Genomic DNA, 23,204 nt, shown 5'->3' with positions numbered 1-23,204 from the left:
AAACGGCAGAATATGAAGCGATTAATACTGGTTATTAACATGCTGTTCCTATCTATGAACCAGAGCAATGCACAAACAGCGGAAACCTACGCCGAAAAATTAGGCTGGCCAAAAGGGGCCAAAGTCGTGATATTCCATGTGGACGATGCCGGAATGTCGTATTCGTCCAATGAAGGCGCTAAGAAGTCTGTTCAAAATGGCGTAGCTACTTCATGCAGCATTATGATGCCCTGCCCGTGGGCAGCCAGTTTTGCCAAATTTGCCATCGCCAATCCGCAGATGGATGCCGGCCTTCACCTTACATTAACTTCTGAGTGGCAGGATTACCGCTGGCCGCCTTTGAGTGGCATTGCAAATTCTCCTGGATTGGTGGATCAGGAAAGTTGCATGTGGCATGAGGTGGACCAGGTGATAAAAAATGCCAGCCCGGATGAAGTAGAACAGGAAATTCGGGCGCAACTGACCCGTGCATTGAAACTGGGTTTGAAACCAACACACATGGATTCACATATGGGAACTCTTTTCGCGCATACCCCTTATTTGGAGCGATATATTAAGGTTGGCGTAGAATACGGTATCCCAGTGATGTTCACCGGCGGAAATAATACGCTTTTGAAGGAATCGCTTAACAACCCAATCATTAAAAAACTAAAATCGGAAGGCAAGTGGACTGAGGGAACGAAGTTGCCGGATCCGGAAATTACCAAACAGACAGGCCCGGTCGGTCAGAAAATATGGGGCGCAGGCTTACCAGTGCTCGATGACCTGCATACGATCAGCGGCGATTGGAAGCCAGAAGGAGCGAACGTAACTCCTGAACAGTGGGGAAAATATAAAGTCCAGAAACTGAAAGAAATGCTGGGCAGGATGCAGCCTGGGGTCGCAATGATCATTGTCCATAGCAGCGATGTTACGGAGGAATTCAAATATATCAGTGGTTCGGGCGGCTCACGATATGCCGATATGCTTTCCATGATGGATAAGGACCTGAAAGATTTTATAAAATCGGAAGGGATTATTCAGACGACCTGGACGGAAATGCTGGAGAGAAGAAAAAAAGCAAAATGATCAAATTGAGGATGAGGAAATTGATTGTAACATTGGTCATAAGTTTAGGTTTCCGCGTAGTGCTATTCGGACAGCAAGCCGCTGTGGTACGCGAAATGTTGATTTTCCCGCACCAGGAAAAGCATGTCCATGGCAGTAGCATTGTAAGTCTGCCCAATGGAGATTTTTTGACGGCCTGGTTTCAGGGAAGCGGCGAACGTACCGAGGATGATGTTCGCATCATGGGTGCCAGACTGGTAAAAGGAAGTAATAAGTGGAGCGAACCATTTCTCATGGCCGATACACCAAACATTCCCGATTGCAACCCGGTTCTATTCCTTAATGCCCAGGGCAAGTTGTTTCTCGTATGGATCGCCGTTCAGGCCAATCTTTGGGAACAATCTATTTTACGTTTCAGGACATCAACTGATTACGGCAAAAATGGCCCACCAGTCTGGAACTGGCAGGATAACATTTTATTAAAACCAAATAAGCGCTTCGCAGAAGAGGTGGCGAAAAAATTCAAGGACTTGCCTGAATATACAGCCGGATGGGCTGGTTATGCTGCCAAATATGACGAAATGATCATAGAGGCCAGCAAAGACGCCCCGAAACGCAGCATTGGCTGGATGACACGTATCAAACCACTTTTATTGGAAAACGGAAGAATTGTACTACCTCTTTATTCCGACGGCTACAACTTCTCGATGACAGCGATTTCCGAAGATAACGGAGATACATGGAGACCTGGGTTGCCGATAGTAGGCCGTGGGCCGATTCAGCCGGCCATCGTCAAAAAGAAAAATGGCACATTGGTCGCCTACATGCGGGATAGCGGTGACGAACCCACACGGGTACACATCAGCGAATCATCAGACAATGGAGAAACCTGGAAAGCAACCCAAAAGCTTGATCTTCCCAATACAGCGAGCGTAGAATTGTTGGTTTTAAAAGATGGCAGATGGGCATTCCTTGGAAATGATATTGACGATGGGCGTTACCAGCTCAGGTTAATGCTTTCGGACGACGATGGAAATACCTGGAAATGGAAAACTTATATTGAAGATGACAAGACTAAAAAAGGCGGGTACTCCTACCCCTCCCTGATCCAAACCGATGACGGATTACTGCATATGACTTATTCGCACCATCCCGAAAAAGGCAAAAAATCCATAAAGTATGTGGTCGTTGATCCAAACAAATGATCTAACCTAAAAAAATGAGAAAATCATTATCACTCTTCCAGACTGTTCTGGCAATCATTTCTTGCGTATCCAATATATGCGCCCAACCCGTATACAAAGACAAGCCATACCAACAGGATTATAGCATAAAATACTACTCGGATAGCACCAAAGCCCAGCTCATGCAGGTCAGTTCTGATCGCAATGGCAACATTCAGATCCTCGCAAAGGAAGGCCTCCAACATACCTACGATGGCCAGTTTTTGTATCCTGGTAAAATTGTCCCGGATGATTCCTATCGTTTTTTGAAATACAAAAAGATATCCGCGCTAAAATCCTACGAAAACCAATTTACTTACCTGACCGACTCGGTTGTCCTGAGCAATGCCTGGGCTGGTACCTTATTTTCAAAGCATTCCCTGCCCAAAGCCAATATCATGGCTGGTGGAAGAGACCAGACGTTTCTGATCTCTGACGGTCAATCTTTACAGTTGATCAAAGATTCCCAAAATCTTTGGAGCGGTAAACTGACGGATGACGATGTAATTGCAGTTGCTTTTCAGAGCGCTGTCGATCAGTTTTGGATATTGGGCAAGAAGTCGCTGTATTCCATTTCAGTAAAAGATAAAAAACTAACTAAACGGTTGGACGGAGCCGGATTTACCTGTTTTGACTTAACGTCCAAGGAAAGCAATGTTATAATTGGAACCACAGACGGTTATCTTACATTCAACATTGCCTCAGGAAAACAAGCCGGATTGGTCAACAGAAAACTTCCCGTAAACAACATCACTGCAATCAAAGAAGTAAATGGTAAAATTTGGTTTGGCTCAAATGAAGGAGCATTTGCCCTTCGCCCGTACGGGAAGTTCGATTACTATTATGGTGAGCGTTGGCTTCCGGGAAACCATGTTATGGACATTGCCGCAGGCCCGAATAAATCCGTACTGATTTTAACTACGAAAGGACTTGGCCAGATTGTGTTCAAATCCATGACATTGGAAGACAAAGCGATGCTTTATGAGGATCAGGTAAGGCAGAGACATATCAGAAACGGGTTCAATGCAGCATTGGTAAAAATGGACCATGGTAACTTGTCAACAGGATACATGGAGGATTCGGATAATGACGGGTTATGGACGTCGATGTATCTGGGAGGGGAAATTTTCAGGTATGCAGCTACCAAATCACCCGAAGCATTGGCGAACTGCCGTGACGCAATGGACGCTATGGAAAGATTGTATACTGTAAATCCTGTTCCAGGCTTTCCTGCAAGATCTTTCGAGCGATCCGGGCATCTTAAAGAGCTGCATGACACTGAGCGCTGGCAGCATTCTCCCGAAAAAGAATGGGATTGGAAATCGACCACCAGCAGCGACGAGGTAATCGGACACATTTTCGCTTTTGGGGCCATGGCTGAATTGGTTGACGATCCTTTGTTAAAGAAGCGTTCGATTGCATTGATTGATACCGTCATGTCGCATATTCTCAAAAACGATATGTACCTGATTGACTTTGATGGCAAGCCTACGATGTGGGGAAAATGGAATCCTGAGTATGTCAATTCATTTCCAATTAATGTGGGTGATAGGAAACTGAATTCGTCCAACATTATCGGTATGCTTCAGACTGCCTATCATTTCACCAAAAAAGAAAAATACAAGAAAAAAGCATTTGAACTGATGACCAAATACGGTTATCTGGAAAACATGATGCGCTCGATGAAGGTGATCGGAAAAGCACCTGCGGATGCAGACGAACATGCAAAGCATATGTCTGACGGGTGGAACCACTCTGATGACGAAATGTATTTTGTGGGTTACTGGGGACTTTACCGTTACGCTTTCAATGATACGCTTAAAGCCAAATACAAGGCTCAGATCATCGATCACTGGCAGGCCGAACGACCTGAGAAAGAAGGGGCCTGGAACATTTTCACCGCATTAACGGGCACACAAGAATTTGATTTGAATGAGGCAGTCTGGTATCTGCGGGAACATCCGCTGGATTTGATTGACTGGGTGATTAAAAATAGTCACAGAAAGGATATTGAGCTGCTTGAACCCAACTTCCGTAAGCAGACAACCAAGGAAGTGCTTCCGCCTGACGAGCGGCCGGTTCAGCGGCACAACGGAAATATGTTTAGTCTCGATAGAAGTGGGGGCAATGGTACTTCGGAGCACAGTGCTGGTGATATCTGGCTTTTACCTTACTGGATGGGAAGATACCTGGGCATAATCAGCGGTCCCCAAAAGTAAATCCGCCATGCCCGGCTTTCTGACACTTATCTATCTTCTGTTAGTACCGATATTTATGGCTGACCAGCATTCTGTTTTGAAGAAACACAAATCACGCATGACCTGATCTACAAACACGATCTGGACAATAACGATAATTTTTCACCAGACGGCAAGTGGCTTGTGTATGATAGAGGCTTTGGGACACAGCAGATTTTTATCGGGAAAATTAATTTGAGGTAATATCCCCTGTCGATTTCTTTAAAAAACAATCTTCTTATAAATCTGGCTAACAGGAAGTCGAATATCAAAATAAGGCAGCCCAATGATTTCTTCCATTTTGTCAAAAAACTCAACATACCAGCGTTCTCCTTCGCGAACATACATTTCTATGGAGCAGCTTTCCTGTTCGACAATCAGATAATATTGCAGTGAAGGCATTAGTCTGTATTCATTCAATTTGGTAAACCGGTCAGTTTTCGCGGTGCTTTCAGACAGTACCTCCACAATCAGTAATGGCTCCGTAGCAAACTTACGCTTGTTTCCACTTTCTTTAAAAATAAGGAAATCTGGAATTCGAAAAATCCGGCCTTCATGAACTTGTAACTTAACTGCATTTTGAACCAGGATGTAAGGCTTGTCCTCTAAATACCCTCTTATAAAAAAGTGTATATTTCCTGCAATCTGATTGGATGTAACCGATTCTCCGGACATTTCTATTATCTCTCCGTTTACGAATTCATAGCGACCTTCATGTGATTCGATGAAGGCAAAATATTCTTCCAGAGTGTAAAGTTTTTCAGCCACGGCTTCCATTATCATCAGCTTTTCTTTTAAAAGTAATCATTTATCCAATTTGTTCCTTAATCCGACTCGCACTGACCTTATGTAAGGGATAACTTGAATTCTTTGCGTCTGACAATAACATCGTGAACTGTTCATGTAATACGAAACGGAGAATCAAATTTGAGGGCTTTTAGGATCAGATCCTAATAAGCAATCCCCTCAAAAATTGTAGCATACTCCCCTCAAAAATTGTAGCATCAAATGATACACACCATGCGCTGGTTCGGGCCCAATGATCCGGTTTCGTTAATGGATATTCGGCAGGCAGGGTGCAGTGGAATAGTGACCGCGTTGCATCAGGTTCCAGTCGGAGATGTGTGGACGGTAGAAGCTATTCAAGATCGAAAAACGCTTATAGAAGCTGATAATGAACAATTTACAGCATTACATTGGCTTGTTGTTGAAAGCTTACCCGTTCATGAAAGCATTAAAAAGGGACTTCATTCGAGGGAGCTGTATATTGAGAATTATAAAGAATCGCTAAGGAATTTAGCAAAATGCGGGATCAAGACTGTCTGCTATAATTTCATGCCGGTTCTGGACTGGTCGCGTACCGCATTGGATTATACGCTTCCTGAAGGACAAAAAACACTCCGGTTTGTCTGGGTAGATTTCGCGATTTTTGACCTATATATCCTTCAAAGGCCGGGTGCTTTTAATGACTATGAACCAGCAGTTCAGAAATTAGCGGCGGAAAAACTGGCTCAAATGTCGCCGGAAGAAATTGGTACATTGACCAACACAGTCTTTTTGGGCTTACCTGGTTCTGAAGAAGCATTTGAATTAACCAGTTTCCAGACGCTATTGAATGCCTATGATGAAATTGGGGACAAGGAGCTGCGAGAGAACTTGTATTATTTCATACGCGAAGTAGCCCCGGTTGCGGAAGAACTTGGCATCAACCTTTGCATTCATCCTGATGATCCCCCAAGATCACTTTTAGGTTTGCCTAGGGTGGTCAGTACCGAATTGGATCTCCGGCAGTTACTGGACGGATGCGATGTACGGGCAAATGGAATTACTTTTTGCACGGGTTCTTTGGGGGTAAGGGAGGATAATGATTTGCCTGGAATGATCCGCCAATTTGGAGATCGCATACACTTTGTGCATTTGAGAACAACAAAAAGGGAAATCGATCCCATTACGGGCTATTCCCTTAATTTTCATGAAGCGCCACATTTGGAGGGCGATGTGGATATGTACGAAGTTGTCAAAGCATTGTTAACTGAGGAGCAGAGACGCAATGACCAAGGCTATAAGGATTTTTCCCTGCCTATGAGACCGGATCATGGCTTTCAGATGCTCGATGATTTACATAAAAAAACTTACCCTGGATATTCTGCCATTGGTAGATTGAAAGCCCTCGCAGAACTAAGAGGATTGGAAATGAGCATTTCCCGCTCATTTCGGGAATTTAATAACTGAGTTTAAAAATTTGTTTGCAAATGTCTGTCACTGCTGATACTATTTTGGAGAGTAACACACTGAATATCTTTTCATTAAAAGGAAGATTGGCCCTGATCACCGGAGGAGGGAGTGGTATTGGCTTTAACATTGCTCAATGTTTGATAAGAGCTGGTGCAAAGGTCGTCATCACCGGTCGCAGGGAATCTGTGTTGAAGGAAGCGGTGGCTGCATTAGGGAATGATGCCAAATATGTTGTCAATGATGTCACAGATCTGAAATCAATACCCGCACTTATTGAAGATATCGAATTGACATTTGGAGAAATTGACATTCTGGTCAACAATGCCGGCATTAACATGAAGAAGCATGCTGTGGAGGTTTCAGACGAAGATTTTGACAAGGTTATCCAAACCAATCTTCACGCGGTTTTTTCAATTACCAGGGAGTGCGGCAAGAAAATGATCGCCCGGAAACGAGGCTGTATTATCATGATTACTTCAATGGCAGCGCTTTACGGAATTGATCGGGTTGTTGCTTATACGGCTTCCAAATCAGCGGTTGGCGGCATGGTAAAAGCATTAGCAACTGAATTTTCGCCAAATAATGTGAGGATCAATGCCATTGCACCTGGTTTCATAGAAACACCCATGATGCTTACCGCCATGAATGGCGATCCTTCCCGCCGCGACAAAGCTATGGATCGGACGCCTATGGGAATTTGGGGAAAACCTGATGATGTTGGCTGGGCAGCGGTTTATCTCGCTTCTGATGCCGCCAGATTTATTACGGGTGTATCCCTGCCGGTGGATGGTGGGAATTCGATCGGGTTTTAGGTAGGGCGGGGCTTTCTGAAACTTTACTAAGAATATAATTTTAAGCTAAACACTATACACCATTATGGAAAACAAGATCAAGCTTTTTAATCAGCAAAAAATCAGAAGTCATTGGGATCAGGAGAATGAGAAATGGCTCTTTTCTATTGTTGATATTGTAATGGTACTAACGGAAAGTTCGAATCCACAGGTTTACTGGAGGGTTCTCAAAAAACGTCTGGCAGCCGAAGGAAATGAAACCGTTACAAATTGTAACGGTTTGAAAATGGAAGCAGCGGATGGCAAAATGAGGCTAACAGATGTAGCCGATACCGAGCAAATGCTGCGCCTCATCCAATCAATTCCTTCACCAAAAGCGGAGCCGTTTAAACAATGGTTAGCCAAAGTCGGCAGCCAAAGAATTGAAGAAACTGAAAATCCTGAGTTAACGATTGACCGGGCCATGCAAACATATCTTCAGAAAGGGTATAGCAAAGAATGGATCAATCAACGTCTCAAAAGCATCGAGGTTAGAAAAGAGTTAACCGACGAATGGGAAAATCGCGGTGTAAGGGCAGGAAATGAATTTGCCACTCTAAGGAGAAACTGCCTTCCACTTTTGATGAAAACAAAATTGTAGCCAGAGAAGGCGGTACTATTGCTGGAAATACCAGGAAGGAAATTGAAGCAAAAACTGGTAAAAAGATTGTAAATCAAAACAATGCTAAAAAGCTTTTAGGCAATACAGGTCCGGATCAACTAGAAAATGAGAGACCATAACAAGACTATCCAAACCCAATAAATAATGAAAAAAATACATTGCTTGAAACCAGTTTTACTTCTAATCATTCTCGCAGTTACCGCAACTTTTGCCACAGCATCCTTCGGCCAAAAAGTTAAATGGAATAAGGTCAAAGTCCTGGTCTATACCAGAAACGGGAAGGGTTATGTCCACGATAATGTTGCCCGTTCCATTGTCGCGATCCAGGCGTTGGGTAAGCAACATGGCTTTGCCGTAGATTCTACTTCCGACGCATCAAAATTCACGGAAGAAAATCTGAAACAATACGACGCTCTCATTTTTTCGAATACCAATAATGATGTATTTGATTCTGACGCGCAACGAGTTGCATTAATGCGCTACATTCAGGCGGGTGGCAATTTTGTTGGGATACATTCTGCGTCAGGTACTGAGCGGAAATGGAAATGGTTTAAGGATATGCTGGGTGGAACGTTCTTCTGGCATGAGCCCGGACAAGCTTTTTCTGTAAAAATTCTCGACCCTAAAAATCCGTCCCTTGCGCATTTGCCGGAAACCTGGAAGCGTGAAAAAGATGAATTTTATTTCGTTAAAGAAATGGCTGTCAACCTGAATGTGCTCGCAGTCAATGATCATACAACCATTGAGAAACCTGCTGGAAAAGCATTGGACACTTTTGGTAATGTGTTTCCGTCCGTTTGGTGGCACGAGTACGACGGCGGCCGGGCATTTTACACTTCGATCGGACATCAAAAAGAAGACTACGATCAGGAAGATCTTCGAAAACATATTCTTGGAGCTATTGAATGGGCGATCGGCCCTCAAAAACCTAGAAATTATAGCAAATCCTATGCAACGAGTCCGCAGGATATTGTCGTAAGAAATTAACGCAACCATCAATACTAAATCCTAATCCAATGAAAGACAACCAGCAGGAAATCAGCCAGGACAGAAGATCATTCATAAAAAAGGCGGCAACAGGAACTGCGGGAATCATCGCAGCATCCATGTTCCCGACCATTGTGCCATCAAGCGTGTTTGGCAAAAATGCGCCGAGTAACAAAATCAATATTGGGCAGATCGGCTTTGGGCGCATTGGTTCTTCGCACGATTTACCGGAAGTAATTAAAAATGAGGCTGCACACGTCATTGCAGTTGCTGATCTGGACAAAAACCGGCTTGCCAAAGGAAAAGTCTGGATTGAGAAAAAATATGCAGAACGGACAGGAAAAGAGAATTACCTGGACGTAAAAACCTATGATGATTATCACGAAATTCTTGCAAGAAAGGACATTGACGCAGTTATCATCAGTACGCCCGATCACTGGCATGCGCAACCAGCTATGGAAGCAGCAGTGGCCGGCAAGCACATTTACATGCAAAAGCCTACTTCTTTGACGATTAAAGAAGGCCGGATGATGGCTGATATGATCATCAAGAAAAAGGTTATTTTTCAATTAGGAAGTCAGCAGCGTTCCGTTTCGCCCTGGCCGCAATTCAAAAGGACCTGCGAACTGGTGCGCAATGGCCGGATTGGAAAATTGAAAAAAGTATATGTAGGCCTACCAGGCGATCCTGCTGGCGGAATTGTGACTGAAATGCCTGTACCATCCAATTTGAACTACAAGATGTGGCTTGGTTCAACGCCCGAAATTTATTACACTAAGGACCGTGTACATTCTCAAACCGACATGCTGAATGAACGGCCGGGGTGGCTGCGTTTGGAGCAATTTGGGGCAGGTATGATCACCGGCTGGGGCTCGCACCACATTGATATTGCGCATTGGGGAATGGACACTGAGCTTACCGGTCCGATTGAGATCGACGGAAAAGCGACCTTTCCTGCCAAAGGTTCAGGATTGTGGGATGTTCACGGCGATTTCCTTGTCAATGCGAAATATGCCAATGGTGTTGAAATGGAAATCGGAGGTACCAATCCGAATGGAATAAAGTTCGAAGGAACAGATGGCTGGATCTTCGTTTCGCGCGGTAATGTGGGCGTGACGGCTTCCGATCCGGTCGCGGCTTCATCTGCTGCAAAGAATGAGGCGTTTTACGCAAGTGATGCCAAGATTCTTGGGTCTGTCATCCAATCCGATGAAATCCATTTGTATGAAAGCCCTGAGCAGCATCAAAACTGGATTGAGAGCATCCAGAATGGCAAACAGACCATCAGTCACGCGGAAATTGCCCAACGTTCCTGCACAGCCTGTTTGCTCGCGCATACCGCGATGAAACTGGGCAGAAAATTGAAATGGGATCCTAAGAAAGAAGAGTTTATCGGAGATAAGGAAGCAAGCGCGATGCTATCCCGTCCGCAGCGCGGGCCTTATGGTACAAACTACGTGAAGGGATAAACTTAATAATTTCCCTTATACTCCCGGGGTGTCTGCCCGATGTATTTTTTAAAATTCCTGTTGAAATTAGATAGGGAGTCAAATCCGCTATCGTAGGCGATCTGTGCAATGGTCCATTTGTCTTCTAATAATAATTTGCAGGAATGTCCGATGCGGATCTCATTTACAAAATCAATAAAAGTCTTATTGGCCCTGGCCTTGAAATAACGACAGAAAGCTGCTTCCGTCATCCCTGCCAATGAAGCCACATCTCCGAGCCTGATTTCCTGATAAAAATGCTGCAAAACATAGTTATGCACTTTTTGCATACGCTCAGTTTCAGAAATTTTATAAGTATTCACATATCCATAACTTGAAATCGGACTTCCTCCCGCTTCGTGCGCCAGCTTATCCAGCAATGTGAGCAGTTGGAGAATACTTTTGAAGCCTTCTGTTTGTGTTAGTGACATTAATTCGCTGCGGATATGCTCCCGAAGTGGGCCTTTATATTCAATTCCTCTTTTTGAATCCAGGAGCAGCTGTCGCAATGCAAGCATTTCTGGTTTTTCAAGAAAATCCTTCCCTAGAAAATCTTCCTGAAAATATAATACAATTCCATGCGTCGCGAGTGAGGAAGAATGGTCAAAATAGGCCGGATCGCTCCTCCATAGATGCGGGACGTCGGGTCCGAGAAATACAGTATCCCCAGGCTCAAAAGTTTGAACGGAATCTCCAATCAGCCTCTTGCCAGTTCCTTCTAAAACAGTAAACAGTTGGTAATGCGGATGAAAATGCCAGTTAGGATCGAAATGAGGCGCTTTTAGCTCCTGAACAGTGACTGTGCGGACCTGGCTTTCTATATTTTTATGAATAGGTGCTTTCATGTAATCTCCTGAATTTTACCACATATCTTGGTATTTATGCAAATTTAACATCAAAATCCGATTACTTATGCATATTTGCGCCCTAAAATCATTTAGTAAGCGGTGAAAGAATAAAGCGTTTTTCCCGTTGTAATAATCGCTAGCCGCTACATACTCTGATGGCATAATATTTTAATGATGAGTTGTCCAATTGTTGTTGCAAATAGTCAATCTGACCCAATGTCCTCATATCATTACCTTGGTACTCTTTTCACTTTATGAAAACCTTTATCCTTCCGGCGCTTTGTTTAACATTCCTTATTTATCTATCAGGCTGTGGAAAAACAACCACAATCAGCAGCAATATGGAATTAACCGGCAAGTGGGAATTAGAGCGTATTGTGCAGTCTAATGTCACTATTAAAAAGCCTACTCTTGCCAAAGGTCAAATGGAAGTAAGCCTGATTTTCAAGGACAAGGGTGAGTTGGAAGGAACATCTTCAAGGAACTATCTGACAGGTTTTTATGAGACCGCGCAGCAAAATACAATCCAGATTGGCGGTGGCGGGACTGAAAGAGCAGAGACTTCGTGGGGAAATATGTTTGTCAACGCATTGCCCAATGTTAACCTTTACGACCTTAAAGCGGATAAGTTAATTTTATATTACGAAAACAATAATCAGCTGATATTTGCCCGGGAGCAATAGTCAACTTTACATATTGAGAAAGCAGTTTTGGTGTAATAACCTGAACTGCTTTTTTTATGCATATCAAGATCAAATCATTACTTGTCAAATCGTGTCAAACAAAGGGGATTTTTTTACTGTAAAATTGTACGGATATTACTTCGATATTGATTTTACAAGAAAAAGCCGCATTTGATGAAATACAGCATGAATCTCCTCCTTTGGGGAACTGAAATAGATGATAGCCTTTTTCCAACACTGGAACTGATCAAAGAAATAGGGTTTGATGGCGTCGAAGTCCCCATTTTCAATACAAATCCTGAACATTGGTTCAACTTCCGCGCAAAGCTGGATAGCCTGGGATTAGCCTGTGAAACAGATACAATCTGCGGCCCGGACCAAAATCTGATCAGCAGGAACCCGACCGTGAGACGGCATACAATCCAACATCTAAAAAGTGCATTGGACTGCTCTTTGGTTTTGGGTGCGACCAAATTAATGGGCCCTTTCCACTCTGCCTTGGGTGTTTTTACCGGAATGGCAGCAACCGAGGAAGAATGGCAATGGGGAATCGAAGGTATCCGTGAAGTGGCTGATTACGCCGAATCAATTGACATCACACTAGGCCTCGAATACCTGAACCGCTTCGAACTATACCTGACAAGCTGCACCGACGAGTTGATCCGCTTTGTGAACGAGGTCAACCACCCGAATTGCAAGATCATGTTTGATACTTTTCACGCCAATATCGAAGAAAAAAATATTGGCGATGCGATCCGCAAAGCGGCTAACCAGATTAGCTTCATCCAGCTTTCGGAAAATGACCGCTCCACGCCAGGAAAGGGAAATGTGGATTGGGAAGGGGTATTTAAGGCGATTAAAGACATTAAGTATGATGGCTGGCTGAGTATCGAAGCTTTCAGCCCAAAACTTCCGGTTGCTAACATATGGAGGAAGATGTTCGATTCAGAGGAGCAGCTGATGCGGGATGGGTTGGGGTTTATTAAGGCTAAGGTTACCTAAGTACCTAAAAGAGCCAGAGGCTCGACCTGCGCGGCGCGACCGATCTCCTAACTACGGATTTCAATCCGTAGACCTACGCGAGGTAACAGCTACCCTCCTATCAAACCGCAAGTAGATAGCTGTTACGTCACTTGCCGCATTGAGACGATTGCTATGTCGCTCATCCCCATGAGATAGTTGCCACGTCACTTGTACCCCGGGTTGTACCCCGGGTTGAAACCCGGGGTTAGTAGATCTGCCGAGCCTCTGGCTCTATTTCCTAAAAACATAGGTTGCTAAAAAATAAAAAAGCTATTTTAAAGATTGGCGTTTTGGAGTTATCCCAAAAAAATCTAAATTTGCTTAATGAAGACATTTACTTCAATTGAGGAAGCCTTTGTCTGGTGGCTTAATGACATCTACCCAGCGCTACCCGCAGATGTGAAGGTTGGGAAATATACGAATGCGTGGCGCGATTACAGATTCAAGAAAGGGATATCACAAAAACGTATGAAAGAGATATTGTCAGATTTTGCCGATGTAAATGAAAAGACGGTTGTTACTTTAACTTTGAAATAAAAAAATTTGTTGGAAATTTTTGGGTAAATCCCAAAAATTTCCAGTCAAGAAAAAACCCGGAGTACAGTCGGAAAACATTACATCCGGGTTCAGTTCAATCAATTACTATTAAACTTTCACAAAACTATGAACAAACGGCAAGATTCAAAATCGGAAGAAGCAAAAGACATTGAAACGGATTTTAACGGCTTAGATCCGGCATCTTTGAGCCAAATCAATATGGTAAAAGATTTTTTTAAAAGAGATAGCGCAGACGAGATGATTGAATCGCTTCATACGATGATTGAGAATTTTCTCTTCACCGAAAATCTTGCCCGAGTGACACCGGAAATGCGGGTGCATATTGTTAATAACCTCCGAATGGGCACTTTAATCGCAAAATTGGCCAGAAACATCAGATAGTCAGCCTGCTGATTACGCAACAAGAGCCAGAGGCTCGACCGATTTCCTAACTACGGATTTCAATCCGTAGAAAGACCAGCATCGTTGGCCGCACCGTAGAGCCATGCCATCACTTGTCTCGCCGGGTTGAAACCCGGCGCCAGGGATCGGCCGAGCCTCTGGCTCTAACACATCGGTAGCCTCAATAAACCTTCGCCAGCAAATGCGGTCGCTCCTTTTCCAGTTTCAAAATCAACTCTCCAAAAAGCGTATTAACCCACGCAAACCATTTCCTTGTAAACTTGGCGTCATCATCTTTGTCAAAAGATTCGTGCATGAAACCAGTATGATTATGGGTCATTTTCAACTGTTTCAATTGCGCCTCTATTTCTTTATCATCCGTTGAAGTAATCGCTCTCGCAATGATCCCCATCGGCCAGACCTGGTTGATAAGCGTATGCGGACTTCCCAAACCTTCTCCCGCTTTTCCTTTAAAGAAATAAGGGTTAGAATCGCTTAAAACAAACTTTCTTGTATTAATGTAAATCGGATCTTTCACAGACATTGCGCCGAGATAGGGCAAACTGATCAATCCCGGAATACCAGCGTCATCCATCAAGAGGTGGTTACCAAATCCATCCACTTCGAAAGCATATATTTTCCCAAACTCAGGGTGCGGATAAACTGCATATTTCTTCAGAGCATTTTCAACTTCAGTCGCCAAAGCCTTAAACTCTCCGGCTAGCTTAGTATCCTGCGCATCCGAGGATTTCTCCAATATTTCGGCAACTTCTCGAAAAGAAACGACTGCAAAGAAATTGGAAGGCACGAAAAAAGGGTAAACCGTTGCGTCGTCAGAAGGGCGAAAAGTATTAGCAATCAAACCAACCGGCCTTATTGGGTTTCCATAGCCATTCCCAGGAACCGTATCGGTAGACCAGGAAGTAACACGGCCAAATTTATAAGGTCCAGGGCCATCCTTCCGTTGCTGCTCCTTGCAGGTTTTAAGGACCAAGCCCATCGCCTTCTTCCAATCGGCATCAAAAGGCTTGTTATCGCCGGTCGTTTTCCAATAATTGTAGGCCAAACGGATGGTATAGCAAAGCGAATCCAACTCCCATTTCCGCTCGTGAAGCATCGGCTTCATGTCCGTCGCGTCCGTCGTCCACTCACTTTCTTTCGGACGATCGTAAAATGCATTGGCATACGGATCGATCAGTATGCATTTGGTCTGACGGTTAATTAACCCGGCTACCATTTCTCTCAAATGAACATCTTCTTTCAGCAAAGGAAGGTACGGCCAAACCTGCGCAGTGCTGTCGCGAAGCCACATCGCGTCGATATCCCCGGTAATCACAAAAGTATCGGGCTTACCATCCGTTGTTTTGAAATGAACGGTTGTATCAATGGTATTGGGGAAACAGTTTTCAAATAACCAGGCTAGTTCCGGATCCTTGATCACCTTTTTCATCCGAACAATGGTCGCTTCTACCGCTTCACTTTTGAAGCTGCGCTTATCTGCCGCAATGCGGACTACTGGAAAATCGGCAACACTTTTTGCAAAAGACCAATTGGAAACAGCAGTTCCTGCCACTGCCAAAGCTCCGGCTTTCAGAAAATCTCTTCGTTGATACATGAATTCAATTGAAATTTGATTCTTAAAATTTTTGGAAAAGCAATTTATACAAATTTTCATCGCTGCCTCACACCCTGAATACCAGCTTCCGGCGATAGAGGACAATCAAAATAAGACTCCATAGCAGTAGATAAAGCAATGCATAAGTCAGTGAGGCGTTGTAGGGACTTTCAAACCGCGGCACAATCTGATATTGATAAAGATAAGGCACCAGATTCATTTGCTCAGAAGGATTGGTCGGGTTGGCGACCTTAACAACATTTAGAATTCTAATGAGAATGCCGGAAAAGAAAAAGACGACCATCGGATTGACCCCAAACATCACAAAAAAGGTAGTCCAACCCCCATAACCCTTAATATCAATGATATATAATAGCAATGCAAGACAAAGCAATGCCCAACCGGCTGCGTAAAGCACGAACGAGCTTGTCCAAAGCGCTTTGTTTAACGGAAAGACAAAATTCCAGAGAAAACCAATGATGATTCCAGCCAAACCGCCTGCTAATAAATACAAAGCTTTGCGGGATTGGACAATATCTAACCGTAAGAGCTGACCCGTCAACAAACCTGCAATGCCAGTTCCGACAGCGGGTAATGTACTTAATATTCCTTCCGGGTCCCAGGTTTTGGATGTTGCCCACAAATGTCCGGGCAGCAAGAAATTGTCCAGCCAGGCTGCCAGGTTAGTCCCTTTTTCAAGATTTGGTTCTCCAATGCCGGGTACTGGGATTAATGTCATAATTGCCCAATAAATTAGTAAAACGGCAACGCCGACAATCGCCTGAGTGACCCAGCCAGTCCTCCAATAAAGTAAGGAGACGATCAGATAAACCACCGCAATCCGCTGCAAAACCCCCGGAATCCGGACCGACTCGAAATCTTTAAAGCCCCCAAATGCGAGAATGATCATTGTAATGAACATGATCACCACGATCCAGAACTGCCAGTTTTTATCATAATTTCCAAACAAAGTCACGACGACAATGGCTGTAATCGCCAATCTGAAACCCAGTAATGCGGCATCTTCCAATCCACCGAAATGTATCCGGCTGAAAAAGCTCAAAAAAAGTCCGAGGCAAAAAATGCGCAATGTCCGGGTTAAAATTCTTTGAAGAATAATCCCATCGCTCGATTGATCAGGTGAAGCCAGTACGACCGAAACGCCAACAATGAAAAGGAAAGTTGGAAAAACCAAGTCCGTTGGCGTGCATCCATGCCATTCGGCATGCAACAATGGCGCATATACGTGCTCCCAATCACCGGGATTGTTGACGATCGTCATCAGGATCATCGTAAATCCGCGCAGGACGTCTAGAGATACAAGCCGCTGCTTCATCAATTCAAAAGTGGGTTTTAGATACAATTACAATACTCTCCAGATGCCCCATTCCTAAATAACCAACGCTACTCCTGATGGAGCGTCGTCGGGCGTGGCTGGTCGGATCACAAATGGCAGTATGTTTCTTGATGCAGTTTAATCAAAAAAAGGCAAAGCCACTCATCTGCTCATTTCCAATAGCAATCGCTGCTTGAAGAGCGGAATTGTAGCCGTTTTTTGCCAATTATTATTTATAATATTTAAAAGATAGTCAATATTCAGCCAGTTCTAATCAAAAGACGTAAAGCTTTTAGCATTATTTTGTTTTAAAATTGTATTGCCATATTTTGCTTTTACAAAAACTAAATCCACAAACCATTCAAGAAGCATGTCTCAAAAAATTAATGTTGCCATCGTAGGATTAGGCTTCGGGGCCGAGTTTATTCCCATTTACCAGCAACATCCCAATGCCAATATGTACGCGATCTGCCAGCGCACCGAATCAAAACTCAATGCAGTTGGCGACCAGTACGGAATTGACGTCCGTTATACCAGTTACGAAGATCTTTTGAATGATCCGCTGGTGGATGCGGTGCACATTAACTCTCCTATTCCTAATCATGCCGAGCAAACTTTAAAAGCTTTGCGAGCCGGTAAACATGTGGCTTGTACGGTGCCGATGGCTACAAGCGTAGAAGATTGCATTGAGATTGTGAAAGCGACAAAAGAATCAGGTAAAAAATATATGATGATGGAAACCGTGGTGTATGCGCGGGAATTCCTTTTCGTGAAAGAACTTTATGAAAAAGGCGAGCTAGGGAAAGTGCAGTTCCTGAAAGCAAGCCATCAGCAGGATATGGATGGATGGCCTGACTATTGGCCCGGTTTGCCTCCAATGCATTATGCAACGCATTGTGTAGGCCCGGTCGCTGGTTTGTTGAAACTGGAAGCTGAGTATGTTTCCTGCTTTGGCTCAGGAACGATCAGCGAAGATCTTGCCAAAATCCATAACTCCCCTTTTGCGGTTGAATCGGCACATATCAAGTTTAAAGACAGTGATTTATCTGCCTATGTTTATCGTTCGTTGTTCGATGTCGCGCGTCAGTATCGCGAGAGTTTTGAAGTTTACGGAAGCAAAAAGTCGTTTGAATGGCCGTTGATTGAAGGGGAAGATCCCGTGATCCACACCGCCAAAAAGCCGGAACATGAGATTCCTGAGAAAGTGACTACGCCGGATTATGCGCATTACTTGCCGGAAGAAATCCGGGCATTTACTGGCCACGGCGTTTATAATCTGGATGACAACGCGCATTTGTCGTTTGTACAAGGCGGCGGGCATGGAGGCTCGCACCCACATCTGGCCCACGAGTTTATCAGCGCATTAATTGAGAACCGCGATCCGTTCCCAAATGCATGGCAATCCGCCAATTGGACAAGTGTAGGAATTTTAGCGCATGAGTCGGCGTTGCAAGGCGGGGCAATTATTAAGTTACCAGATTTTAAGAATGTTTAGAATATCAAAATTAAACTCAATGAAAATCAAAGCGTTATCCTTTATACTTGGTATTGTCTTGCTGGGGTGTGCCTCTCAGCCGTCATCGCAAAATGCATCGATGAAAAGCACTTCCACAAAGGAAGCTGCGAAAGGACGTCGTCTTGAAATTCTCTTTCTGGGGGATAATGGACACCATAAGCCTGCCGAGCGCGTGCCACAGATTATGGCAGCATTGGGGCCGAAAGGCTTCAATTTCACTTATACTGATAACCTGAATGATCTTAATGCTGAGACACTTAATAAGTACGATGCATTAATGCTCTATGCCAACTGGGATTCGATCGCACCGCCGCAAGCCAAGGCTTTGCTGGATTATGTGGCAAGCGGCAGAGGTTTTATTCCTGTGCATTGCGCTTCTTACTGTTTCCGTAATAATCCGGAAGTTGTAAAGCTCATGGGCGGACAATTCTGGAAACATACCTTTGACACCATCCAGCCCGTTTGGACAAAACCCGATCACCCTGCAATCGCCGGTGTGAAGCCTTTCAAGACCATTGACGAGACTTACTTGCATACGTCATTGCAGCCCGACAACATTGTTTTGACCGAACGTACGATCCAAAAAGATCAGGAAAAAGATAAGCCTGGCGTTCAGAAGGAACCTTATACCTGGATAAGAACGCATGGAAAAGGGCGCATTTTTTACACTGCTTATGGCCACGACGAGCGTACCTGGGCGGTGCCGGGTTTCCAGGATTTGTTGGAAAAAGGAATATTGTGGTCTGTAAATGACGAAGCAAAAGCATCCTTGGCTGCACTTGCTCCAAAACCATTTGAATACCGCGAGGCTAAACTTCCTAACTATGAGCAACGGCCAGGTGCTCAGATGCAGCAATTGCCGCTTTCTCCGGAGGAATCGGTAAAACACATTCAAATCCCGGTTGACTTTACCTTGGATATTTTCGCCCACGAGCCTGACGTAATGCACCCGATCGCGATGACTTGGGATGAGCGCGGAAGGTTATTTGTTTTGATCACCAAAGATTATCCAAACGAGAGAAAAGATACAGGTGGAAGCGATTACATTTTGATTTGCGAGGATACCAATAAGGACGGAAAAGCCGACAAGTTCACTAAATTCTCAGACGATCTCAGCATTCCAACCGGTCTGGTTTTCGCAAATGGCGGATTAATTGTGTCTCAGGCGCCGCATATGTTGTTTTTGCAAGATACCAATGGGGATAATAAAGCGGATGTGAAGAAAATTCTATTCTCTGGTTTTGGAACTGGTGATACCCACGCCGGACCTTCCAATTTGCATTATGGCTTTGATAACTGGGTTTACGGTTCTGTGGGTTATTCCGGATTTAAAGGCAAGTTTGGCCAAAGTGATTCGCTCAATTTCGGTCAGGCACTTTTTCGCTTCAAGCCCGATGGTACCGATATGGAAATTGTTGCTAAAACCTCAAATAATACCTGGGGACTGGGTTTCAATGAAGCTGGTGACCTTTTTGGATCTACTGCCAATAACTCACATGGCTGGTATTCCGCTATTCCAAACCGCTATTTTGGAAAAAGCAAAGTAGATAACGGAAGCCGCAGTACCGATACGCATAAAGATATGCAGCCGATTACGCCAAAAGTGCGTCAGGTGGATGTATTTGGCGGTTTTACAGCGGCAGCGGGACATAATTTTTATACTGCAAGGTCTTATCCTAAAAAGTATTGGAATAAAGTAGCATTCGTTTCGGAACCTACCGGACACATTTTACACCAGAATATTGCGACCAAAAAAGGCACGGACTTCGAGGATGCGTTGGGTTTCAACTTACTGGCTGGCGCCGATGAATGGGTTGCCCCGGTATTTGCGGAAGTGGGTCCTGACGGCGCCGTTTGGGTGGCCGATTGGTATAGCTATATTATCCAGCATAACCCCACCCCGAAAGGATCAGAAAATGGAAAAGGAAATGCTTATCAGACTGATTTGCGTGATTTTACCCATGGTAGACTTTACCGCATTGGCTGGAAAAACGCTCCAAAATATACGCCAATCTCTTTAAGCAAAGAACGTCCCGACGAACTGGTAGCCACATTAAAAAACAACAATATGCTCTGGCGCCGTCATGCGCAACGGTTGCTGGTTGAGCGTGGCAATAAAGATGTTGTTCCAAAATTATTGGAATTGGTTAAAGACAAATCTGTTGATGAAATTGGCCTGAATACTGCCGCAATCCATGCTTTATGGACATTGCAAGGACTTAATGCAATCGGCGATCCGCAGGTTTTGGCTAGTGTAACAGAAGCTTTGAAACATGCATCCAATGATGTTCGCAAAACAGCCGTTCAGATTCTACCACGCACGCCGGCCACAACCCAATCATTGCTAGCCGCAGATGCGCTTCATGATAAGGAACCTTTGGTTGTTTTAAACTCATTGCTGGCATTCTCTGAAATTCCCTACACGCCGGAAATTGAAAACGCGGTGTTAGCATTGCTTGATTCTTATTCGCAAGCTGATGATCGCTGGATGCCGGACGCATTTGCAGCAATCCTCAATTCACAAGATGGCGCATTGCGGAATAAATATCTGGCTCAGCGTGCAGGTAAGGCTGGTTCTGCACCAGCTCAAAAGGCGGAAGCTACGAAAGCAATGGATCATTCTGCCATGAATCATGAGAATAGTACTGCTGCCAATAAAGTCACGGTACAAGGTTCTGCTGAGCTGGCGGTTACGAATATTACCATTGAACCAGCGATGCCTTATGTCCGCGAGTATGCGAGAGTTGTCATTGAAATTACAAATCAGGGAAGTGTGGCGGTGCCAAAAGAATTAGTGCCGGTTGTGAATGTGGGAATAAGAAGTCGCGCTTTGAATACCAACTACATCAGCCGTCAACTGACCAGCGGAATTGCTCCCGGCGAGACTGTGAAACTGGTTGAGGGCAACAATGGACCGTGGAAATCTGGTTTCGGGTTTGTTTCCGAAGAAGCCGGTAAGGTGAATGTGACCGCCACGGTAGATGTGGACAATGCTGTTCCAGAAAAAGATGAAAGCAAGAACAACACTTTGAGCAAAACCTTTGAAGTAAAACGTATGGACCGCTTGTCTGACTTTGCTTTGGAACGCGCATCGCGGGGATATACTTCCTATGCGAGCGGAGAAGACGTGATTGGATTGATCAAAACTGCACAAATACTGGATCCCCAAGGCAAAAATGCAATTATCAAAGGCGTGCTAGGTGCCTGGAATCCGAAACGCAAAGAAACTGTAAACGACGAAAGCCGCAAGTACCTAGCTTCTTTGAAAGGTCAGATCAACGACGATATGAGCAGCAAGCTCATTCCATTCCTGGAATCGTACGGCATTAAAGAAGAAGTGACCACTGATCCGAATGTACAGGTTGTTCAGATCAAAGCGATCCGTGAGGAAATGAAGTTCAACGTAACGGAATTCAAGGTAATTGCAGGAAAAACAGTTGAGCTGGTTTTTGAAAACCCGGATGCCATGCAGCATAATGTAGTGGTTGGAAAACCAAAATCTTACGAGATCATCGGAGCAGCGGCAGATAAAATGATCACTGTGAAAGACGGCGCGGAAAAGAATTACGTTCCAAACATTCCGCAAATCCTGGCTGCAACGCCATTGGTAAATCCCGGACAAACTTTCCGTTTAAAATTCGTGGTACCCGATGTTGTGGGCGATTATCCTTTCGTCTGCACATTCCCCGGCCACTGGCGATTGATGAAGGGTGTGATGACGGTTATTAAGGAACAGGCGGCTTTAAGTAAATAATAAATAACGTTATTGGCGAGACCTGGTAAGTTTAGGCGACCCCGTCTACAAAACTTGCCAGGTCTCCATCACCTTCGGAAAGGGTTATCAAGGGTTGGGATAAAACTTAGACTCACAAGACAGCAAACCTTCCTTCTATTTCGATACCGTATTTCATAACTTCAAACGCGACTGGGTTTGAAGCTTCAAAATCCTCTTCCAGGAAAGGATGCGGCTCTATCATAATGTCGACCCTCCTTCGAAGTTTCATCATTGTTATTTGCGCTTCAAGAATATCATCAACATTCTCGACGATGATTGCGATATCTATATCACTGTCCTCGTGAAAATTCCCTTTGGCAAAAGACCCGAATAGAAAAGCCTTTTTCACAGAAAACGTTTGTTTTAGTAAATCAACATATTGCTGAGCTACTGTTAATGCTTGATTCTGATCCATTGTCGTAACGTTTCAATTTTCCCGATCCAATCCTGCGCATACTCCGGAGTGCACGTTTTGTAAAATTGACGCTTATAACTTTCGTAGCGCGCTTGCAAATTAAAGGTCGTAATTGTATCAATCCAATCCAACTGTTCTTGCGGTAATTCAATTCCTGTTAGAATGAGCAACTTACCAAGGTTGTGGGTAAAGGGAGCGGATTTACCTGTCTCTTTGACCACTTTGCTTTTGAGTAGCTTTTCTATCACAATATGGCCTAAGAACAACGTCCAGTTATACTTTTTTACAGCCATCAAATGCGTCATGGTCTCGAAGTCCTCATCTGAGGTTTCCAGCCAATATTCAGAAACTTTTGCAACATCGATATTTTCATTCATAAATGTGGT

The 23,204-nt window shown here is 44.2% G+C and carries 20 protein-coding genes; 14 read left to right on the top strand and 6 right to left on the bottom strand.

Translation table 11 applies throughout. From position 1 onward, the window contains the following. Positions 1-12: 12 nt before the first annotated feature. Genes FHS68_RS02150 through FHS68_RS02140 form a run of 3 tightly spaced genes read left to right on the top strand, consistent with a single transcriptional unit; the run spans position 13 to position 4,489 of the window. On the top strand, positions 13-1,068 hold the full coding sequence (locus FHS68_RS02150) for a polysaccharide deacetylase family protein (RefSeq protein ID WP_167266826.1): 1,056 nt from the start codon (positions 13-15) through the stop codon (positions 1,066-1,068). A gap of 11 nt (positions 1,069-1,079) precedes the next feature. Then, the gene (locus FHS68_RS02145) at positions 1,080-2,252 is read left to right on the top strand and encodes a sialidase family protein (RefSeq protein WP_167266824.1); all 1,173 of its coding nucleotides are present in this window, start codon (positions 1,080-1,082) and stop codon (positions 2,250-2,252) included. A gap of 14 nt (positions 2,253-2,266) precedes the next feature. Then, on the top strand, positions 2,267-4,489 hold the full coding sequence (locus FHS68_RS02140; RefSeq protein ID WP_167266822.1) for a hypothetical protein: 2,223 nt from the start codon (positions 2,267-2,269) through the stop codon (positions 4,487-4,489). Between the two features lie 240 nt (positions 4,490-4,729). Here the strand turns inward: FHS68_RS02140 and FHS68_RS02135 are convergent, their stop codons facing one another. Further along, positions 4,730-5,290 carry a Uma2 family endonuclease gene (locus tag FHS68_RS02135; protein ID WP_229211743.1) on the bottom strand — a complete coding sequence of 187 codons (561 nt, stop codon included), beginning with the start codon at positions 5,288-5,290 and terminating at the stop codon, positions 4,730-4,732. 225 nt (positions 5,291-5,515) lie between these two features. On the opposite strand from FHS68_RS02135, the gene uxuA reads away from it, so the two are divergent. From uxuA to FHS68_RS02110, 5 genes are all read left to right on the top strand, one after another. After that, positions 5,516-6,739, top strand: coding sequence for a mannonate dehydratase (gene uxuA, locus FHS68_RS02130; RefSeq protein ID WP_167266820.1), 1,224 nt, complete (start codon positions 5,516-5,518; stop codon positions 6,737-6,739). Positions 6,740-6,759: 20 nt separating this feature from the next. Then, positions 6,760-7,554 carry an SDR family NAD(P)-dependent oxidoreductase gene (locus FHS68_RS02125; protein WP_208408130.1) on the top strand — a complete coding sequence of 265 codons (795 nt, stop codon included), beginning with the start codon at positions 6,760-6,762 and terminating at the stop codon, positions 7,552-7,554. A 64-nt stretch (positions 7,555-7,618) separates the two neighbouring features. Then, positions 7,619-8,173 (top strand): BRO-N domain-containing protein, encoded by a 555-nt coding sequence (locus FHS68_RS02120; RefSeq protein ID WP_208408129.1) that lies wholly within the window; start codon positions 7,619-7,621, stop codon positions 8,171-8,173. A 165-nt stretch (positions 8,174-8,338) separates the two neighbouring features. Continuing rightward, positions 8,339-9,181, top strand: coding sequence for a ThuA domain-containing protein (locus tag FHS68_RS02115; protein WP_167266818.1), 843 nt, complete (start codon positions 8,339-8,341; stop codon positions 9,179-9,181). Between the two features lie 29 nt (positions 9,182-9,210). Beyond that, positions 9,211-10,650 (top strand): Gfo/Idh/MocA family protein, encoded by a 1,440-nt coding sequence (locus tag FHS68_RS02110; RefSeq protein WP_167266816.1) that lies wholly within the window; start codon positions 9,211-9,213, stop codon positions 10,648-10,650. Between the two features lie 2 nt (positions 10,651-10,652). On the opposite strand, the gene FHS68_RS02105 is transcribed toward FHS68_RS02110, so the two are convergent. Beyond that, the gene (locus FHS68_RS02105; RefSeq protein WP_167266814.1) at positions 10,653-11,513 is read right to left on the bottom strand and encodes an AraC family transcriptional regulator; all 861 of its coding nucleotides are present in this window, start codon (positions 11,511-11,513) and stop codon (positions 10,653-10,655) included. A 257-nt stretch (positions 11,514-11,770) separates the two neighbouring features. Between FHS68_RS02105 and FHS68_RS02100 the strand changes: the two genes are divergently transcribed. The 4 genes from FHS68_RS02100 (at position 11,771) to FHS68_RS02085 (ending at position 14,161) form a co-directional block, all read left to right on the top strand. Beyond that, positions 11,771-12,199, top strand: coding sequence for an META domain-containing protein (locus FHS68_RS02100; protein WP_167266812.1), 429 nt, complete (start codon positions 11,771-11,773; stop codon positions 12,197-12,199). Positions 12,200-12,373: 174 nt separating this feature from the next. Then, positions 12,374-13,201 (top strand): sugar phosphate isomerase/epimerase family protein, encoded by an 828-nt coding sequence (locus FHS68_RS02095; RefSeq protein ID WP_167266810.1) that lies wholly within the window; start codon positions 12,374-12,376, stop codon positions 13,199-13,201. Positions 13,202-13,546: 345 nt separating this feature from the next. Next, the gene (locus FHS68_RS02090; protein ID WP_167266808.1) at positions 13,547-13,759 is read left to right on the top strand and encodes a hypothetical protein; all 213 of its coding nucleotides are present in this window, start codon (positions 13,547-13,549) and stop codon (positions 13,757-13,759) included. A 126-nt stretch (positions 13,760-13,885) separates the two neighbouring features. Next, a complete protein-coding gene (locus FHS68_RS02085) occupies positions 13,886-14,161 on the top strand; it encodes a hypothetical protein (protein WP_167266806.1) in 276 nt (91 codons plus the stop codon). A 181-nt stretch (positions 14,162-14,342) separates the two neighbouring features. On the opposite strand, the gene FHS68_RS02080 is transcribed toward FHS68_RS02085, so the two are convergent. Together FHS68_RS02080 and FHS68_RS02075 are read right to left on the bottom strand one after the other, a co-directional pair. Continuing rightward, the gene (locus tag FHS68_RS02080; RefSeq protein WP_167266804.1) at positions 14,343-15,776 is read right to left on the bottom strand and encodes a glycoside hydrolase family 125 protein; all 1,434 of its coding nucleotides are present in this window, start codon (positions 15,774-15,776) and stop codon (positions 14,343-14,345) included. A 67-nt stretch (positions 15,777-15,843) separates the two neighbouring features. After that, positions 15,844-17,112, bottom strand: coding sequence for an acyltransferase family protein (locus tag FHS68_RS02075; RefSeq protein WP_208408128.1), 1,269 nt, complete (start codon positions 17,110-17,112; stop codon positions 15,844-15,846). Between the two features lie 370 nt (positions 17,113-17,482). Between FHS68_RS02075 and FHS68_RS02070 the strand changes: the two genes are divergently transcribed. Together FHS68_RS02070 and FHS68_RS02065 are read left to right on the top strand one after the other, a co-directional pair. Continuing rightward, entirely contained in the window at positions 17,483-18,607 is a 1,125-nt protein-coding gene (locus FHS68_RS02070) for a Gfo/Idh/MocA family protein (RefSeq protein ID WP_167266800.1), read from the top strand. 19 nt (positions 18,608-18,626) lie between these two features. Then, positions 18,627-22,382 carry a PVC-type heme-binding CxxCH protein gene (locus FHS68_RS02065; protein WP_167266798.1) on the top strand — a complete coding sequence of 1,252 codons (3,756 nt, stop codon included), beginning with the start codon at positions 18,627-18,629 and terminating at the stop codon, positions 22,380-22,382. A 112-nt stretch (positions 22,383-22,494) separates the two neighbouring features. Here FHS68_RS02065 and FHS68_RS02060 read toward each other — a convergent pair whose 3' ends face one another. After that, entirely contained in the window at positions 22,495-22,818 is a 324-nt protein-coding gene (locus FHS68_RS02060; protein ID WP_167266796.1) for a nucleotidyltransferase domain-containing protein, read from the bottom strand. After that, positions 22,797-23,195, bottom strand: coding sequence for a HEPN domain-containing protein (locus FHS68_RS02055; protein WP_167266794.1), 399 nt, complete (start codon positions 23,193-23,195; stop codon positions 22,797-22,799). The genes FHS68_RS02060 and FHS68_RS02055 overlap by 22 nt, the downstream gene beginning before the upstream one ends. Positions 23,196-23,204: the final 9 nt, after the last annotated feature.

The organism is Dyadobacter arcticus (assembly GCF_011762185.1).
Lineage (GTDB): Bacteria > Bacteroidota > Bacteroidia > Cytophagales > Spirosomataceae > Dyadobacter > Dyadobacter arcticus.
Note: the sequence above shows the minus strand (reverse complement) of the source record. Positions and strands in the feature narration are given on the sequence as shown.

Coding starts and splice junctions, on each gene's coding strand:
- FHS68_RS02150 (WP_167266826.1), top strand. CDS start 13: ATGAAGCGATTAATACTGGTTATTAACATGCTGTTCCTATCTATGAAC.
- FHS68_RS02145 (WP_167266824.1), top strand. CDS start 1,080: ATGAGGAAATTGATTGTAACATTGGTCATAAGTTTAGGTTTCCGCGTA.
- FHS68_RS02140 (WP_167266822.1), top strand. CDS start 2,267: ATGAGAAAATCATTATCACTCTTCCAGACTGTTCTGGCAATCATTTCT.
- FHS68_RS02135 (WP_229211743.1), bottom strand. CDS start 5,290: ATGATAATGGAAGCCGTGGCTGAAAAACTTTACACTCTGGAAGAATAT.
- uxuA (WP_167266820.1), top strand. CDS start 5,516: ATGATACACACCATGCGCTGGTTCGGGCCCAATGATCCGGTTTCGTTA.
- FHS68_RS02125 (WP_208408130.1), top strand. CDS start 6,760: ATGTCTGTCACTGCTGATACTATTTTGGAGAGTAACACACTGAATATC.
- FHS68_RS02120 (WP_208408129.1), top strand. CDS start 7,619: ATGGAAAACAAGATCAAGCTTTTTAATCAGCAAAAAATCAGAAGTCAT.
- FHS68_RS02115 (WP_167266818.1), top strand. CDS start 8,339: ATGAAAAAAATACATTGCTTGAAACCAGTTTTACTTCTAATCATTCTC.
- FHS68_RS02110 (WP_167266816.1), top strand. CDS start 9,211: ATGAAAGACAACCAGCAGGAAATCAGCCAGGACAGAAGATCATTCATA.
- FHS68_RS02105 (WP_167266814.1), bottom strand. CDS start 11,513: ATGAAAGCACCTATTCATAAAAATATAGAAAGCCAGGTCCGCACAGTC.
- FHS68_RS02100 (WP_167266812.1), top strand. CDS start 11,771: ATGAAAACCTTTATCCTTCCGGCGCTTTGTTTAACATTCCTTATTTAT.
- FHS68_RS02095 (WP_167266810.1), top strand. CDS start 12,374: ATGAAATACAGCATGAATCTCCTCCTTTGGGGAACTGAAATAGATGAT.
- FHS68_RS02090 (WP_167266808.1), top strand. CDS start 13,547: ATGAAGACATTTACTTCAATTGAGGAAGCCTTTGTCTGGTGGCTTAAT.
- FHS68_RS02085 (WP_167266806.1), top strand. CDS start 13,886: ATGAACAAACGGCAAGATTCAAAATCGGAAGAAGCAAAAGACATTGAA.
- FHS68_RS02080 (WP_167266804.1), bottom strand. CDS start 15,776: ATGTATCAACGAAGAGATTTTCTGAAAGCCGGAGCTTTGGCAGTGGCA.
- FHS68_RS02075 (WP_208408128.1), bottom strand. CDS start 17,112: ATGAAGCAGCGGCTTGTATCTCTAGACGTCCTGCGCGGATTTACGATG.
- FHS68_RS02070 (WP_167266800.1), top strand. CDS start 17,483: ATGTCTCAAAAAATTAATGTTGCCATCGTAGGATTAGGCTTCGGGGCC.
- FHS68_RS02065 (WP_167266798.1), top strand. CDS start 18,627: ATGAAAATCAAAGCGTTATCCTTTATACTTGGTATTGTCTTGCTGGGG.
- FHS68_RS02060 (WP_167266796.1), bottom strand. CDS start 22,818: ATGGATCAGAATCAAGCATTAACAGTAGCTCAGCAATATGTTGATTTA.
- FHS68_RS02055 (WP_167266794.1), bottom strand. CDS start 23,195: ATGAATGAAAATATCGATGTTGCAAAAGTTTCTGAATATTGGCTGGAA.